This is a genomic window from Nocardia sp. NPDC057440, assembly GCF_042802915.1.
Taxonomy (GTDB): Bacteria; Actinomycetota; Actinomycetes; order Mycobacteriales; family Mycobacteriaceae; genus Nocardia.
Genome location: NZ_JBHVDF010000010.1, coordinates 14890 through 29901, shown reverse-complemented (window position 1 = coordinate 29901; position 15012 = coordinate 14890). Strand labels below are relative to the sequence as shown.

Sequence of the window (15012 nt, the reverse complement as noted above, 5' to 3'; positions counted from 1 at the left end):
GTTGCCCCATGACGGCGGAATTCACCGGCTGGCACGTGCTAGCCGAGTTCGGTGGTGTCGACGCGGCCCTCTGCGATGACCTCGAACGACTCGAAGCGGCGATGCGAAAATCGTTGATCGCCGCGGGAGTCACGATCTGCGATGTCGTGCACAAGAAATTCGAGCCGCAGGGCGTCACCGTGCTTGCGCTGCTGTCGGAATCGCATGCCTCGATCCACACCTACCCGGAGTCGGGCGACATCTTCGTCGACGTCTTCACCTGCGGGAGCATCGGCGAGGGCGCCTCGAAGGCCGTCGAGCTGCTGCGGGATGAGTTGTCGCCCAAGGAAGTTCGCATGTCGACCATCCGACGCGGCCGGGCCGGGCATCGGGTCGAGGAGCCGGTCGGCGAAGGCCTGACCCGTATCTGGGATGTCTCCGACGTCATCGTCGACATCCATACGCCCTTCCAGCACATGCTGATCGCCAGGACCGAGCAGGGCATCAGCCTGTTCTCCGACAACGATCGGCAGTCCACCGAGTTCTCGCAGCTCACCTACCACGAGGCGATGATGGTTCCCGCCTTCGTGCTGGCCGAGAAGCTGGAAAATGTGCTGATCATCGGTTCCGGTGAGGGCGTGGCAAGCCAGATGTCGGTGGCGGCGGGCGCGACCCACGTCGACCATGTCGACATCGATCAACTCGAGGTCGAACTGTGCGCCGAGCACCTGCCCTACGGTTACACGACCGCGGAGCTGACCGCGGCCGTCGAGGGTGCGGGCCCGATCACGGTGCACTACGCCGACGGCTGGGACTTCCTCGCCGATGCGGCCGCGGCGGGCACCCGCTACGACGTCATCGTGATCGACCTGCCCGACGAGCGAGTCGAGGACGCGCAGCACAACCGCCTGTACGAGGCGGAATTCCTGCAGCGATGTCGGGCCCTGCTCGCACCCGGCGGTGTGCTGAGTGCACAGGCCGGTTGCGCGACCATGTGGCGCAACGAGACCCTCAAGCGGTCCTGGCAGCGCTTCCACGAACAGTTCGGCACGGTCGTGCACTATGGCAGTGACGAGCACGAGTGGTCGTTCCTGTTCGGACTCGTCGAGCCGATCGCCGACCCGGTGCAGGCCATGACCGACCGGCTGGTCACGCTGCCCTACCGTCCGGAGACGATCGACGATCGTGCCCTGGTGCGCGGCGCCATCGAGCCGCACGCACTGCGCACGCAGTAGTTCCTCGATAAACCGAGACGCACCGGCTCCCTGCGGAATTCACCGCGGGCGCCGGTGCGTTCGGCATATCGGCCACTAAGAGACGGTCGCCTGCCCTGCCGGGTTCGCTCTGGATACCGTCGCCACCGGCACGGCATGTTTCGACTCCCCAGCCGGCGTCGGCTCCGCGATCGGATTCGGCTCCTCGCCGGTGGGTCCGAAGACCCGGCCGTTCTTCCAAGCGCTGCGCTCGAACATGCGCTGCACCGGCGTCGCGATGAACGTCGTGACCGTGGTCATCACCGCGAGAATGGTGTAGAGCTCCAGCGTGATCAACCCGGCGGTCAGGCCGATGTTCAGCAACACCAGCTCCATCAATCCGCGGGCGTTGGCCAGTGCGCCCATCGCACCCGCCTCCCGCCAGCCCATGCCCTGAGTGCGGGCGACCAGGCCCACCGCACCGAACTTGCTGACGAACGACACCACCAACACCACGGCTGTCATCACCAGCACGGTGGGTTCGACGATCAGACCGAGTTTCGTGTTGAGTCCTGTGTAGATGAAAAAGGCAGGCAGCAGCAGATATCCGACCAGCGGCTCGAAGCGCTGCCGGATCTGCTCCATGAGTTCGCCGCGCGGCATCACCAGACCCACCACGAACGCACCGAGCACCGAGTGGATGCCGACGAAATCGGTGAAGCAGGCGGCCAGCAGGATTACCAGCAAGACGACGGTCAGCGGAGCGACCGGCAGCCCGCCCGCGCGCTCGGGATCCCCGCGGCGCGGCACCCAGACGTCGAGCCTGGCCAGCCAGCGCCGCGCGATCACCGTCATGAACAGCAGATAGGCCAGGCCGCCGCCGATCGCGAGGAACGCACCGCCCATGCTGTCCTTGGCAGTGGCGACGACCACGGCAAGCAGCACCCACGCGCACGCGTCGTCGACGGCCGCGCAGGCCAGCGACATCGTGCCGAGCCGGGTGTTCAGCAGGCCGGAGTCGTAGACGATCCAGGCCAGGATCGGAAAGGCGGTGACCGCGACCGCGGCCGCAAGGAACAGTGCCCCTTGCCAATTCGCTACCTTGTCGGTGAAGTACCTGCCCTGGCCGACCATCCACCAGCCGACGAGACCGCCGAGCACCATGGGCACCGCGACGCCGGTCGCCGAGGTGGCGCCCGCCTGTCGCAGGTGTTTGCTCAGAATGTCGAGCTTGAACGAGGAGCCGACCAGGAACATGTAGAGCACCAAGCCGAGCTGGCCGACCACATAGATAGCAGTCAGGTTCGGATGCATGATGCTCGTGCCGCCGATCTCGATGTTCGTCGGGAACAGCCACTGCTGGGCCTGCGGCCATGCCCAGCCCAGGACAGACGGCCCCAACAGGAACCCGGCGACCATGATGGCCACCACCTGCACCTGCCCCAGCCTGCGGAACACCGGCCAGAGCAGTCGATAGGTCAGCAGAATGACCGCGACCTGTAAGAAGAAGTGTGTCGTGATTTCCAGAAGCGATGGCATCGCAGCTCCCCTCCGTCGAGCTGTAGCGAGCACGGACAGTCGAAGATCGCCGGAACGGCCCCGAGCGCAACTGGCGTCTTCCCCGTATCCGCAGGGTAACCCGCGCGACTTACAGTTTTCTTGTCGCGCACCTGGCAGCGACCGCGAGCGGCTGAATGCATTGCGGTGCAGGTCAACTCGCTTCGTCAGACCGCTACCGCCGGCTATCGACACGGGTCGACGGGCGTCACAACCCCCATCCCGTTCTCGATGACACCGGCCGCGGCGAGACACAGGTCCTCTCGGTACATTCCGCCGATGAGCTGCACGCCCTGCGGCAATCCATCGGTCACACCGACGGGAACCGCCACCGCGGGGACCCCCACCAGGGAGCTCGCCGTGCACAATCGCACCGGCCCCATCATCCGCTCATGCTCCTGCGCATCGGCCGGGACCAGTGGAGCCGGTGGCAGCTCGGTCGACACCGGCCCCAAGAGCAATGGATAGCGCGCGAAGAAGCTCGCCCACTGTCGCTGCACCCCCAGCCGGGCGGCGGTCAGCTGGACGTATCCGGCCAGGTCCAACGGCGGTCGCCGCTGCATGATCAGCTCGAGGTGCCGACGGCCGGTCACGCTCAACAACGGTCGGATATTCGGCCACACCAAGGAGAACTCGGTGCTGATCAGTCCCGCATAGACCTCCAACGCTTCGGCCAACGCGGGTGTCTCCACCTCGTCGACCAGGTATCCGGCCTCCCGCAAGACCTCCGCCGCGGTCTGCACCGCACCTCGGACGTGAGGGTGTACCCCGTGGCCGCCCGGATCGACAACCAGTCCGATCCGGACCGGTCCCGTGCGCGCCGCGCCGTCCACGGGCACTGGCACCGCTCGCGGGTCCTGCGGGTCGGCTCCCGCCAACACCTCGTACACCAGCCGCAGATCTGCCACCGACCGCGCCATCGGCCCATCGACGGGCAGCACCTGCGAGGCCAGCGTCGGCTCCTGCCCACCGAGGCGGTGATCCGCCGCGAACCGACCGTAGCTCGGCTTGAGCGCGGCGACGCCGTTGAACGTCGCCGGAATGCGCAGTGAGCCACCGGAATCGTTGCCGAGCCCCAACGGCGTCATCCCGGTGGCCACCGCGACGCCGTCGCCACCGCTGCTGCCGCCCGGGCTTCGGCCTGCCGGGTCCCATGGGTTGCGGGTGTCGCCATAGAGCGTGCTCGTCGTGTGCATGCCCGCGATCGTCAAGTCCGGCAGGTTGGTTCGGCCGATCGGTATCGCACCCGCGGCCCGCAGTCGCCGGACCGGTGGCGCATCCTCCGAAGCCACCAGGTGACGTAACCGCGGCACCCCCATCGTCGTCGCCGACCCCGCGACGTGGATGTTCTCCTTCACGGTGAAAGGAACCCCGGCCAGCGGCCCCACCCGTGCACCGGAAGCCAGCCTCCGGTCGAGCTGCTCGGCCGCGGTCAAGGCGCTCTCGGCCAGCACATTCGTCACCGCGTTCACCACCGGGTCGACCGCCTCGATGCGCGCCAGGTGCGCGGTCATCACCTCGACCGCGCTGACCGCTCCGGCCGACACCGCCGCCGCGATTTGTTTCGCGGTTGCTCTCCATATCTCCACGCCCAGGAAGATACATACCTGTATCCAGATACACTACTGAATATGAAGGAGCGACTCACCCGCGAGCAGAGCCGACAGCAGACCCGCGACCGACTGCTCGCCGCAGCCGCCGAACTGTTCGCCGAGCGGGGAGTCAACGGCACCTCGGTGGAACAGATCGCCGAACGCGCCGGCTACACCAGAGGCGCGGTCTACGGCAATTTCACCGACAAACACGAATTGATCGTCGAACTGCTCGTCCAGCGAACGCAGCGCGAAATCGACGAGGTCAGCCGGCTCGACCACACCACCCGCGAGCCGCTACGCCAGTTCAATCGCGATCGCGCCGAACATCTCACCGACTGGCTCGCACTGCGCCTCGAACTCATCCTGCACATCCTGCGCAATCCAGACCTACGACCACGCCTCGCCGAACGCGAACTGCTCGCTCGTGCCGCTATCACTGCAGGCGTCGCCGACGAGTTGCCACGGCCGCCGGCCGATCCCGCCTTCCTCGCGCTGATCATTCACGCACTGGAGGACGGCCTGCTCATCCAGAAATTGCTGACACCCGAAGGGATTCCGGACGACGTCGTTGTGGCGGCCGGCGAGCTGCTCATCAGTTCTTGGGCCGCACTGTCCTACGACTCCCGCGATAGGCGGTAGCGCCGCCGGGACACGTTCGGGCGCCCGGCGCCGGCGCCCGAACGTCGTCCCGAGCCTATTGCGCGCGGTACTGCTCGACGTTCATGCCGCCGATCCCCCAATTGGTCAGCTCGACCTCGTCGATCACCACAAACGTCGTCGCGGGATCCTTGCCGAGCACATCCCGCAGCAGATCGGTGACTCCCTTGATCAACTGCGACTTCTGCTCCCGGGTCACGCCCTCGTTGGTGACTCTGATGTTGACGTAAGGCATTACGCCGCCCTTCCCGAGATGAACCCGCCGTCGACGGGGAGGATATGACCGGTTGTGAACGCGGCATCCGCGAGATACAGCACGGCGGCGGTTGTCTCGCTCACCTCACCGATCCGATTCAGCAAAGCCAGCTTGCCCGAAGAGCTTTCGTCGCCGTCACCGAACAATGGGGTGCGAATGATCCCTGGCGCAACAGCATTCACCCGAATGCCGTCGCTCGCGAGCTCGGCGGCCAGGCTGGTGGTCAATGCATGAACGCCGCCCTTGCTGACCAGCGCCGCGGACGCGGGCAGCCCCGCCAGCGCGTGATTGATCAGCACGGTGCCGATATTGACGATGCTGCCGCCGTTACGCTGCGCTCGCAGCTGCCGGACCACCGCCTGGGTGGTGAAGTAGGTGCCCTTCAGGTTCCCGTTCAGGTAGCTGTCGAGGTCTGCCTCGGTGACGTCGACGAACGGCTTGGCTCCGAAGATCCCCGCGTTGTTCACCAGCACGTCGACGCTGCCGAACCGCTCGACGGCGACCCGAACCAACTCGGTTCCCGTTGCGGGAGAACCGATATCGCCTGCGGACACCGCCACCCGATCCGCTGCGGCCAGCTCGTCGGCCACTGCCTCGAGCTTGTCCGCGTCACGCCCGTTGAGCACGACATTGTCCCCACGCTGCACGAAGGCCCGTGCGACGTCGCGCCCGATCCCACTGGAGGATCCGGTCACGATGACCGTTTTCGATGTGGACATACCTTCTCGCTTTCTCGTGAACTCATTTGATACGACCGGTCGTCTTGAAATGGGCGTGCAGCAACGCGCCGTAAGCACTGCGGAGGGAACTACGGCCGGAAGTAATCGTCCAGCAATCGGCGCAAACACTTCTGCAGCGGTTCGAGCGAGCGGTCGATCTTCATCCGGATCACCGCCCCCTCCCAGGACTCCAACAGCAGGTCCGCGAGATCCACCGCGTCGATATCGGCGCGAATAGCACCCGATTGCTGCGCGTGGCCCAGCGCCTCCGCCACCCCGTCACGCCACGAATGCCACGCGCCGGCAAGCGATTCGCGCAGCACATCGCTGCCTTCCAGCTCACCACCGAGGTTCGCGATCAGACACCCGCCCGTGTACTCGGCCTCGACGAACTCCTCCATCAGTCGCCCGAAGAACGCCCGCAGCCCCGCCACCGGATCCGGCGCCGCGCCCAGCGCCTCGGACAGATTTCGCTGCACACACAGCGAATGATGGTCGATGATCGCCTGCCCGAAGGTTTCCTTGCTGTCGAAGTAGTTGTAGAACGAACCCTTGGGCACGCCGACCGCATCGAGCACCTGCTTGATTCCGGTGCCGTGATATCCGTTGGTCAAGAACCCGGCAGCACCTTCCTCGACCAGAAGCTGCCTGGTGTCGTCACTCCGTCGCGGTCGGGCCATTCGATGAATATACGACCGGTCGTCTTGGAATGGCAAGAGCGAATCCGGCCGAAACAAGCGCTCGTCGGTGACGACCGCAGCACAACCCGCGCGCTCGACCCGACATGCCCTGGTAGGTCCGGTCAGAACGCGGACAAGCCTGCACGCCACCGCGCGCACCGGGCGGTGAACTCGGCCAGATGATCGAGTGCGAACCGGTCGGCATCCCAGTCCCCCGGCGAGACCTCCGCCGTCCACACATAGGCCAGGACTCGCGGATGCCCGGGGATCACCAGCGGACCGAGGTCGTACTCGGCATCCTCGAAGGCGTCCAGCACTGCCCACTCGGCGGCGGTGAGTCCGGTGAGCAGCACGCCGCGCGCGACGGAAGAAGGCCGCGACACCAGTCCGGGATACACGCGACCCGGCAGCGCCGCCACCCGCCAGCCGGGCACCTCCACCGGCTCCGAACTCGGACAGCGACCGAGCAGTTCGATCAACACGGCAGGAAACTGCAATGACCCGTATACGAAGAGCACATCGTCCGCGGCGCGCACAAACCCGAGCCGCCGCGGATCTGCCGCACCCTTGCCGATCGGCGCCACCGCGAGCGCATCCGCGTCAGGCGTCTCGAACCGCCGCACCCCTGCCTCCTTCTGCCGTACCCTCGGCCGCTGGACCTATGTCGCGAATAATCTCGGCCAGTCGCTCGTAGTCCTCGGTGCGCGCCGTCGAAGCCCGGAAGGCGAGCCCAAGGGTGCGGCCCGGCGCCGGCGCCGCAAAGCGCGCGGTTTCCAGTGTGCCGCGGGCAGTTTCGGCGGCCACCGCCATCTCGGGAATCAGCGTGACACCCAAACCTCCTGCCACGCATTGCACTACGGTCGCCAGGGACGCCGCACGTGTGTCGCCGACGCCAGCGGGATGCACATCGGCAGTGCGACACAACTCCAGCGTCTGGTCGCGCAGGCAGTGCCCCTCGTCCAGCAGCAGCAGCGGCAACGCATCGAGGGCTGTCGGCGCGATGTCGGTACGCCCGGCCAGTTCATGACCGCGTGGGGTGACCAGCACGAATTCCTCTGTATACAGCGGTATCTCGACGACTCCGGACATTTCCGTCGGCAGTGCGAGCAGCGCGACATCCAGCACTCCGGTGCGCAGACCGTCGAGCAGTCGCCCGGTCCGGTCCTCGATCACCTGGGGCGCCAACGCGGGCACCCGCGTACGCAATTCGGGCAGCAGCGCAGGCAGCACATACGGGGCAACCGTCGGAATGATGCCGAGACGCAGGGTGCCACCGAGCCCGTCACCAGCCGCCGAAGCGACGAATCGGTCAGCCGCTTCGAGGGTCGCGATCGCCTGCGGCAGTAGCCGCATGCCAGCGGGGGTGACGAGCACGCGTCGCGTGCTGCGTTCGATCAGTTGCAGCCCGAGGCCGTGTTCCAGCGCCGCGAGCGCCTGCGATAGCGTGGGCTGGCTCACACTGAGCCTGGTTGCCGCAGTGCCGAAATGGCGATATTCCGCGATCGCGACGAACGCACGCAGCTGCGACAGGGTCGGCTGATAAGTCTGATCAGTCACGCCTATCAGTCTAGTGCGACTGATCACGTTTACCTTTCACCGGCCTTTGGGCAAGATCACAAGTGAGCTTTTCGCACAGCGCTAGCAAACCAACATGACGAGGAGAAAAGCATGGCCTTGCTGACCATCGGCGACCAATTCCCGGCATACAACCTCACCGCGGTCATCGGCGGTGACCTGTCGAAGGTCGACGCTCAGCAGCCTGACGATTACTTCACCCAGATCACCTCCGACGACCACGCGGGCAAGTGGCGGATCGTCTTCTTCTGGCCGAAGGACTTCACCTTCGTGTGCCCCACCGAGATTGCCGCCTTCGGCAAGCTCGACGAGGAGTTCGCGGACCGCGACGCGCAGGTGCTCGGTGCCTCGGTCGACAACGAGTTCGTGCACTTCCAGTGGCGCGCCCAGCACGAGGACCTCAAGACCCTCCCGTTCCCGATGCTCTCGGACCTCAAGCGTGAACTCGCTTCCGCCACCGGCGTTCTCAACGCCGACGGCGTCGCCGACCGCGCCACCTTCATCATCGACCCGAACAACGAGATCCAGTTCGTCTCGGTGACGGCGGGTTCGGTCGGCCGCAACGTCGACGAGGTGTTGCGGGTGCTCGACGCGCTGCAGTCCGACGAGCTGTGCGCCTGCAACTGGAAGAAGGGCGACCCGACCATCAACGCGGGCGAGCTGCTCGCCGCCAGCGTCTGAGTCCCATCGTCCGAACACACCGAAAACAGAGCATGAGTAGAGGATTCGCCGAATGAGCATCGAGACCCTGAAGAACTCCCTCCCCGGGTACGCCAAGGACCTCAAGCTCAACCTGTCGTCCATCGCACGCACCACCGTGCTGAACGAGCAGCAACTGTGGGGCACACTCCTCGCGTCGGCGGCCGCAACCCGGTCGGCGACCACGCTGCGCGAGATCGCCGAGGAAGCCGCCGACACGCTGTCGTCGGAGGCGTACAACGCCGCACTCGGCGCGGCCTCGATCATGGGCATGAACAATGTGTTCTACCGAGGCAAGGCGTTCCTCGGCGGCCGCTACGACGACCTGCGGGCCGGCCTGCGCATGCAGATCATCGGCACGCCGGGCGTCGACAAGGCCGATTTCGAACTGTGGTCGTTCGCGGTGTCCTCGATCAACGGCTGTGCGCACTGCCTGGAGGCGCACGAGAACGTGCTGCGCGAGGCGGGCGTCTCACGCGAGGTGATCTTCGAATCGCTGCGTGTGGCCGCCATCGTCGCCGGTGTCGGCCAGGCGGTCCAGTCCACGGAGGCGCTGGCCGTAGCCACGGTCTGACAGTTCGTACCTCGACGGCCCCGTCCACCAGGACGGGGCCGTCGTTCGCTCGCACGGCCGGGAGTTGTCGGACGCCGTCGCTAGTCTGTCGGCGAAACACCAAGCGCCAATGAGGGAGACCGGCCGATGGCCGTCCGCACGCCGACGACGAACGAAGACGACTGGGCAGCACCGACCGCCTGGTGGTCGAAGTCCGATCCGTTCCGCGGGCTCGGTCCCGCACGAAGAACCACCGTGAACGCGGCAGCCGCCGCCGCTGTGGCCGATACGCTGGCGCGGTCGGCCGACAAGATTCGCACAGCGCTACAGCATCCGCGCTCGCACAACGTATTCCGGCAGCGCGGCCTGGCCTATCTGTCCGCACCCGACGCCGATCCGATCGGCGCCGCCGTCTGCGCAGCAGTGGGGATCGACGCCTACATTCTGAATCCCGACGGCCTCGGCAGGTACTACGACGACAACACGGATCTAGCCGACTATCTGGTCCACACCCACGGCTTCGAACTCGCCACATCGATGACGGCCGCGGTCGCGGGCATCCACTGCGAGTTCGACTCACTCATACCGAATGAGTGGTATCGGAATTCGGATCCCGCGAACTACCGAGTTGCGACCGGTGTCACCGATCCGCCCGTCACCGTCATCCGACGTCTGCGCGCCCTGCTCGCCGCGGCCAACGATGCCGAGTATGCAGGCGCACTCACGGTGGCGGCCCGGCTGCGGCGCGGCGGTAGTCTGCCGATCCGATTGCTGACCTCGTATTTGTTTCCCACCGAACAGCATTGGGTAGCGGACGACCTCGCCGACCCCTCGTTGTCCGCACCGAATTCCGACGCGATCTTGCTGCTCGCCTCCGTCACCGATCCATCGCACGCCCACCGCATCGTCGACCTGCTCGGGCAGCGTTGGTCCGGGCTCCACCACAACCCCTCGCTGCTATTCAACGTCGCCACCCAGCTCGGACCGTCCGCCGCGGACGTCATCATCCGGATCTGGAAGGAAGGCTGGGGCAATGCCTACGCCCCGAAAGCGGACAAGCTCGGTCGCATACTCGCTCATCTGCCCGACGACGCGGCCATGCATTTCCTGGCCGACGAATCATGGCGTGGTTCCACCACGGCGGCGCTGCAGGCATCGACCGAGCGATTTCCGGCTCGCGCCCTGCGGGTACTCGCCGAGCGCGCAGGCCGCCTCGGCACCGAGGATGCATTCCTCGAGCATGCGCAGCGCCATCTCGAACTTGCCGCGGCGGTCCGCCACCAGTTGCCCATACTGGCACAACAGCTGCTGACCGAGATCCTGCCCGACCCGATCGTGAGTCCGGCATCGGATACGGCGCTGATGTAGGCGACCTCGGTCCCTACAGCGCCACGGGCAACCGGAATATCCCGGTCACAATAGCGTGACCAATCCCCCGTCAATGCGCGACAATTCGGACTAATGGGACGAACCTCTGCCGGTCCGCCGGGTCACACCCACGTCAGCGCAGATAGATAGCGAATCAGTTGCCAGATCGCCGACCCGGTCGGACCTCGGCCCTATCCATGCCTGGGAGCACGTCCGAAGTCCCGGTAGGCTCACGACCATGGGCACACAGGATGAGCTGGAGGTCACGAGCACGCGGGTCGAGGTTGTGCGGGTGTTCACCGACGCGGCCGGACGGTTCGGAAACGAGCTGGGAATTGCCCGTGCGGACGAGGTTGCCGACGCAGACCGGCAGGCGCTCGCGGCGCGTGCCGGTTTCAGCGAGACCGTCGTAGTCGACGACCCCGTCGAGGGGTCCGCCCGGGTGCGGATCTTCACCCCCGCCGTGGAGCTGCCGTTCGCGGGTCACCCATCGGTGGGCACCGGGTGGTGGTTCGCCGAGCAGGGCATCAAGGTGCAGGTGCTCGATATGCCCGCGGGACCGGTGGCCGTCGAACTGACCGACGGACTCACCTGGATCACGGCCCGCGGTGAATGGGCACCCGAATTCACCTTCCATCAGCTCGCCGATATCGAGGAGCTGGCGGCGCTGAACCCGGACGACTTCCCCACCGGACACCACTACCTGTGGGTGTGGACCGAGGAACACCGCGGCGCGCTGCGCTCCAGGATGTTCGCACCCTCCATGGGCATCGCCGAAGACGAGGCCACCGGTGCCGCTGCCGTCGCGCTGACCGCACTGCTGCGCCGCGGCCTGGTGATCACCCAGGGCGAGGGCTCCCAGCTGTTCACCGAATGGGACTCCGACGGCTGGGTGCGCCTCGGTGGACGCGTCGTCGCCGACTCGGTCATCGACATCTGAGGTCACCCGTAGACCACGGCGATCAGCATGTAGGCGGTCCCCACGTCCATCACGACGTGGGGCACGATCGCCGAGGAGAGCATTCGACCGGTCCGCGCACCGGCCGCTGCACCGACCGGATGACCGAGCCAGTGATACCGCCACCCCGCGCTCACCGCGACTATTGCCGCAACCGCGTCCACGGCGAAAAGCGCCGCCAAACCCAGGATGGGGCCGGGTTCGGGTCCGCCGCCGTGCCCGCCGTCCCGATGCCCTGACATCGCGTACAGCATCGCCCCCGCGGCCACGACGTGGTATCCGAGCGCGACCATCCGATCGGCGGGCATCGCTCGACCCTCGCTGTGCCACTCTGCGATCCGGCCGAGCAGCAACACCACGAACACCACCGTTATCGCGGTCAGCACCCCACGTAACGCAAGCGGATTCGCCCCCGTGGGAAACACCAGCATGGTCAACATGACCAGGCACATGATCAGATGCGCGGCATCGGACTCGTGACAGGTATTCGGCCCGTCGCCGTCGCTCGACGAATCGTCTCGCCGCCGCGCATATTCAGCCAGCGCATCCCCGGCCGAACGCGGCATCACACCGGCTGCCGACGGCGTCGCCAACCGGACAACCACGATCGCCGACGTACACAAGAACGCCATCACCACCGACCACCGCAACGCGGCGTACTCCTGAACGAACTCCGCCACACCCCACCACCTCTCGTCGCGGGTAGCACCTCCATGCTCGCACCCACGCACCCTTAGGGCACCCTTTTCCGACGGAGGCGATTCAGCCGCGCGGCTATGATCCGATCCGTGCATCCCTTTCGCCGCACCCTCACGCAGCTGCTCCAGGCGCGGTGGCCACTGCTGTAGCTCGAATCGTTCGAAGAACAACGCGCGCTCGACGAGATCGTCGCCACCACGACCGCGCTGAAGACGCCGCGGCCGGTCTGGCGGTGGTCGGCCACCGACGGCCTGTGCCGGGCGGGCCAGGCGCCCGAGCGCGCCACTACCGACCCGGTCGCCGCGGTGCGCGCGGCGCACCGGGTCACCGAACGGGCGGTATTCGTATTCCACGATCTGCACGGCTTCCTCGGCGACGGGTCGCCTCGGACAGCTGGAACGACATCGACGCCCTCGATGACCTTCTCGTCGACCTGGGCGCGCGCCGACCGTCCGCGCCGACGCTCCTGCGAGCCGCAGTCGTACCCGATACATCGCACGCCCACAATCCAGACACAGTGGCGTGATCACCTGGCTTCGACCGATCAACGGCGAACGGCGGGGCGGTTGCGATCTGTAGCGGTGCGGGCGAATCGGCCCGGTGAGATACCACGCCACTGCTTGAACGCGGTCGAAAAGCTCGGTGCGCCCGAGTAACCCATCCGAAAGGCGACATCCTCCACGGTGAGCCCGGTGGCCAGCAGCTCCTCGGCCAGATTGCCGTAAGTCTCGACGCACAGCTGCCGATAGGACGTCCCTTCATCCGCCAGGCGACGACGCATGGTGCGCAGACTCATATGCAGGCTCGCCGCCACATCCTCCTGTGTGAGGCGACCGTTGAGCCGGTGCATCAGCAGCTCGCGCACCGAACCGGAAAGCCCGTGCCGAAGACCGCGCCGTTGCAGCAGATCGGCGCATTGCTCTTCGAAAAGCAGGGCCGTGAGGGGGCTGGCCTGTGGCATCGGGTTGTCCATGCCGGTGGCGTCGAATACCGCGATGTGCGGGCCAGTGGCATCGGTACTCGGTATCTCGAACTGCTCCAGCAGCGGCAGCAGCCGCTCCCGGTATCCGCCTCCGATTTCGCCGCGCAGCACCGGCGGCGCGACGCCGTACACCAGCGCCCAGTTCGTCAGCAGCGCGGCGACGTCACGCTCGCCGAGGAAACCGCGCACATCCGCGGGCACATCCTGATCGTCTACGTAGAGCCACAGTTCGTCGTCGTGATAGACATGCCAGGCTCGCGAGAACGAGGTCATCAGGCTGAAGTACCGCATGGCGACCTCGGTGGCCGAACGCATCGTCGGACTGCTCATGACGGCAAGCCCGAACACGCCGTGGGTGGTGATGTGCGTGCGCACACCCGCCTCGATGCCGAGACCCCATGGATCGCCGAGTGCGGTGACGATGTTGCGGGCGAGTTCCAGTTCCTGCGCCGCGGTGACCTCGGCGCCGGGCGTGATCAGCACCTGTGGCGCGATGCCCGTGCCGCGCAGGCACTCCGCGAGACGGAGTCCATGGCTTTCGGCGACTTCGACGAGGATCGCCGAATTCGTGATCGAGCGCCGCCACTCCCACGAGGCCACCGGCTCATCGTCATCCAGGTTGTCCGAAGCCCGCAAGAAAATGGCCAGAGTTCGTATGGCCGAATTCTCGTGCGGTCGAACGGCCTTCGCACCGCAACCCCCGCAAACTTCCAGCTGGCCGGTATCCGCAAGGCCATGACCCGATATCGCATGGAGTGCCGCCGGTCGACGCCATACTGTCGAAGCAAGACGAAAGCGGGCGAACCACATGTCGAAGAAGACACTTGCCGGCAAGCGCGTCGCGATCACCGGTGGCACCGGCGGCATCGGCAAAGAAGCGGCGTTGGCCTTCCTGGCCGCGGGAGCCGAGATCGCGATCGGCGACTCCGATGCCGGACGAGTTCGTGCCATCACGAATCAGTTCAACCGTGTCCACGGCGGCACCGCGCTCGGCTTACCGCTCGATGTCACCGACAGTGTCCGATTCGCCGAATTTCTATCCACCGCGGAACAGAGACTGGGTGGGTTGGACGTGGTGGTGAACGCCGCAGAAATCCTTCCGACCACTTCGTTTCTTTCCGAGTTCGACACGGACACCGACCGCCAGATCGAAGTCAATCTGCGTGCGGTCATCACCGGGTCCCGACTGGCGGGCGCACGCTTCATCGAGCGGGGGCACGGCCAGATCGTGAACATCGGCTCGGCAGTCGGAGTCACCGCCGCACTCGGAGCCGCCGTCTACAGCGCGACAAAGCATGCGGTGGTCGGACTCGGCACAGCTCTGCACCGCGGACTCGCCGAGCAGGGCGTCATCGTCAGCACCGTCGCGCCCGGTTTCGAGCCCGACGCCGAGGCGGTGGCCGACGCCATCGTCGATTGCGTCGAGCACCAGCGCGGCGGGCTGCTGGTGGTGCCGCCCTCGGGCTGGTTCCGCACCGCCGTGCCTGATCCCGTACATCTGCGCTACACGATGCGCCGCATGCTCGGCATCATGTAGCGGTT

16 protein-coding genes are annotated in these 15012 nt (G+C 66.3%); 7 read left to right on the top strand and 9 right to left on the bottom strand.

Annotated elements, in window-relative coordinates; translation table 11 throughout:
* The first annotated feature begins 8 nt into the window (after positions 1-8).
* Positions 9-1214, top strand: a complete 1206-nt coding sequence (speD, locus tag ACFU4Z_RS21115) for an adenosylmethionine decarboxylase (RefSeq protein WP_379065491.1) — start codon at positions 9-11, stop codon at positions 1212-1214.
* Positions 1215-1289: 75 nt separating this feature from the next.
* Here speD and ACFU4Z_RS21110 read toward each other — a convergent pair whose 3' ends face one another.
* Together ACFU4Z_RS21110 and ACFU4Z_RS21105 are read right to left on the bottom strand one after the other, a co-directional pair.
* Complete coding sequence (locus ACFU4Z_RS21110) at positions 1290-2711, bottom strand: cation:proton antiporter (RefSeq protein WP_379065489.1); 1422 nt, start codon at positions 2709-2711, stop codon at positions 1290-1292.
* A gap of 203 nt (positions 2712-2914) precedes the next feature.
* Entirely contained in the window at positions 2915-4318 is a 1404-nt protein-coding gene (locus ACFU4Z_RS21105) for an amidase (RefSeq protein ID WP_379065487.1), read from the bottom strand.
* Positions 4319-4360: 42 nt separating this feature from the next.
* On the opposite strand from ACFU4Z_RS21105, the gene ACFU4Z_RS21100 reads away from it, so the two are divergent.
* Positions 4361-4963, top strand: coding sequence for a TetR/AcrR family transcriptional regulator (locus ACFU4Z_RS21100; RefSeq protein ID WP_379065485.1), 603 nt, complete (start codon positions 4361-4363; stop codon positions 4961-4963).
* A gap of 55 nt (positions 4964-5018) precedes the next feature.
* Here the strand turns inward: ACFU4Z_RS21100 and ACFU4Z_RS21095 are convergent, their stop codons facing one another.
* The 5 genes from ACFU4Z_RS21095 to ACFU4Z_RS21075 form a co-directional block, all read right to left on the bottom strand.
* Positions 5019-5216 (bottom strand): 4-oxalocrotonate tautomerase family protein, encoded by a 198-nt coding sequence (locus tag ACFU4Z_RS21095; RefSeq protein WP_379065483.1) that lies wholly within the window; start codon positions 5214-5216, stop codon positions 5019-5021.
* Positions 5216-5956 carry an SDR family NAD(P)-dependent oxidoreductase gene (locus tag ACFU4Z_RS21090; protein ID WP_379065481.1) on the bottom strand — a complete coding sequence of 247 codons (741 nt, stop codon included), beginning with the start codon at positions 5954-5956 and terminating at the stop codon, positions 5216-5218. The genes ACFU4Z_RS21095 and ACFU4Z_RS21090 overlap by 1 nt, the downstream gene beginning before the upstream one ends.
* 89 nt (positions 5957-6045) lie before the next feature.
* On the bottom strand, positions 6046-6636 hold the full coding sequence (locus ACFU4Z_RS21085; RefSeq protein WP_379065479.1) for a TetR family transcriptional regulator C-terminal domain-containing protein: 591 nt from the start codon (positions 6634-6636) through the stop codon (positions 6046-6048).
* A gap of 122 nt (positions 6637-6758) precedes the next feature.
* Positions 6759-7259 (bottom strand): gamma-glutamylcyclotransferase family protein, encoded by a 501-nt coding sequence (locus ACFU4Z_RS21080; protein WP_379065477.1) that lies wholly within the window; start codon positions 7257-7259, stop codon positions 6759-6761.
* Positions 7237-8193: a hydrogen peroxide-inducible genes activator gene (locus tag ACFU4Z_RS21075; protein ID WP_379065475.1), complete on the bottom strand. Its 957-nt coding sequence runs from the start codon at positions 8191-8193 to the stop codon at positions 7237-7239. Before ACFU4Z_RS21075 ends, ACFU4Z_RS21080 begins: the two co-directional genes overlap by 23 nt.
* Positions 8194-8304: 111 nt before the next feature.
* Between ACFU4Z_RS21075 and ACFU4Z_RS21070 the strand changes: the two genes are divergently transcribed.
* From ACFU4Z_RS21070 to ACFU4Z_RS21055, 4 genes are all read left to right on the top strand, one after another.
* Positions 8305-8892, top strand: coding sequence for a peroxiredoxin (locus ACFU4Z_RS21070; protein ID WP_379065473.1), 588 nt, complete (start codon positions 8305-8307; stop codon positions 8890-8892).
* Between the two features lie 52 nt (positions 8893-8944).
* The gene (locus ACFU4Z_RS21065) at positions 8945-9484 is read left to right on the top strand and encodes a carboxymuconolactone decarboxylase family protein (RefSeq protein WP_379065471.1); all 540 of its coding nucleotides are present in this window, start codon (positions 8945-8947) and stop codon (positions 9482-9484) included.
* Between the two features lie 126 nt (positions 9485-9610).
* Positions 9611-10831 (top strand): hypothetical protein, encoded by a 1221-nt coding sequence (locus tag ACFU4Z_RS21060; protein WP_379065469.1) that lies wholly within the window; start codon positions 9611-9613, stop codon positions 10829-10831.
* Between the two features lie 238 nt (positions 10832-11069).
* Positions 11070-11771, top strand: a complete 702-nt coding sequence (locus ACFU4Z_RS21055; RefSeq protein WP_379065467.1) for a PhzF family phenazine biosynthesis protein — start codon at positions 11070-11072, stop codon at positions 11769-11771.
* A 2-nt stretch (positions 11772-11773) separates the two neighbouring features.
* Here ACFU4Z_RS21055 and ACFU4Z_RS21050 read toward each other — a convergent pair whose 3' ends face one another.
* A complete protein-coding gene (locus ACFU4Z_RS21050) occupies positions 11774-12469 on the bottom strand; it encodes a DUF5134 domain-containing protein (protein ID WP_379065465.1) in 696 nt (231 codons plus the stop codon).
* A 563-nt stretch (positions 12470-13032) separates the two neighbouring features.
* Positions 13033-14070 (bottom strand): AraC family transcriptional regulator ligand-binding domain-containing protein, encoded by a 1038-nt coding sequence (locus ACFU4Z_RS21045; RefSeq protein WP_379065463.1) that lies wholly within the window; start codon positions 14068-14070, stop codon positions 13033-13035.
* Positions 14071-14278: 208 nt separating this feature from the next.
* Here ACFU4Z_RS21045 and ACFU4Z_RS21040 point away from each other — a divergent pair, with 208 nt between their 5' ends.
* Positions 14279-15007 carry an SDR family NAD(P)-dependent oxidoreductase gene (locus ACFU4Z_RS21040; RefSeq protein WP_379065461.1) on the top strand — a complete coding sequence of 243 codons (729 nt, stop codon included), beginning with the start codon at positions 14279-14281 and terminating at the stop codon, positions 15005-15007.
* Positions 15008-15012: the final 5 nt, after the last annotated feature.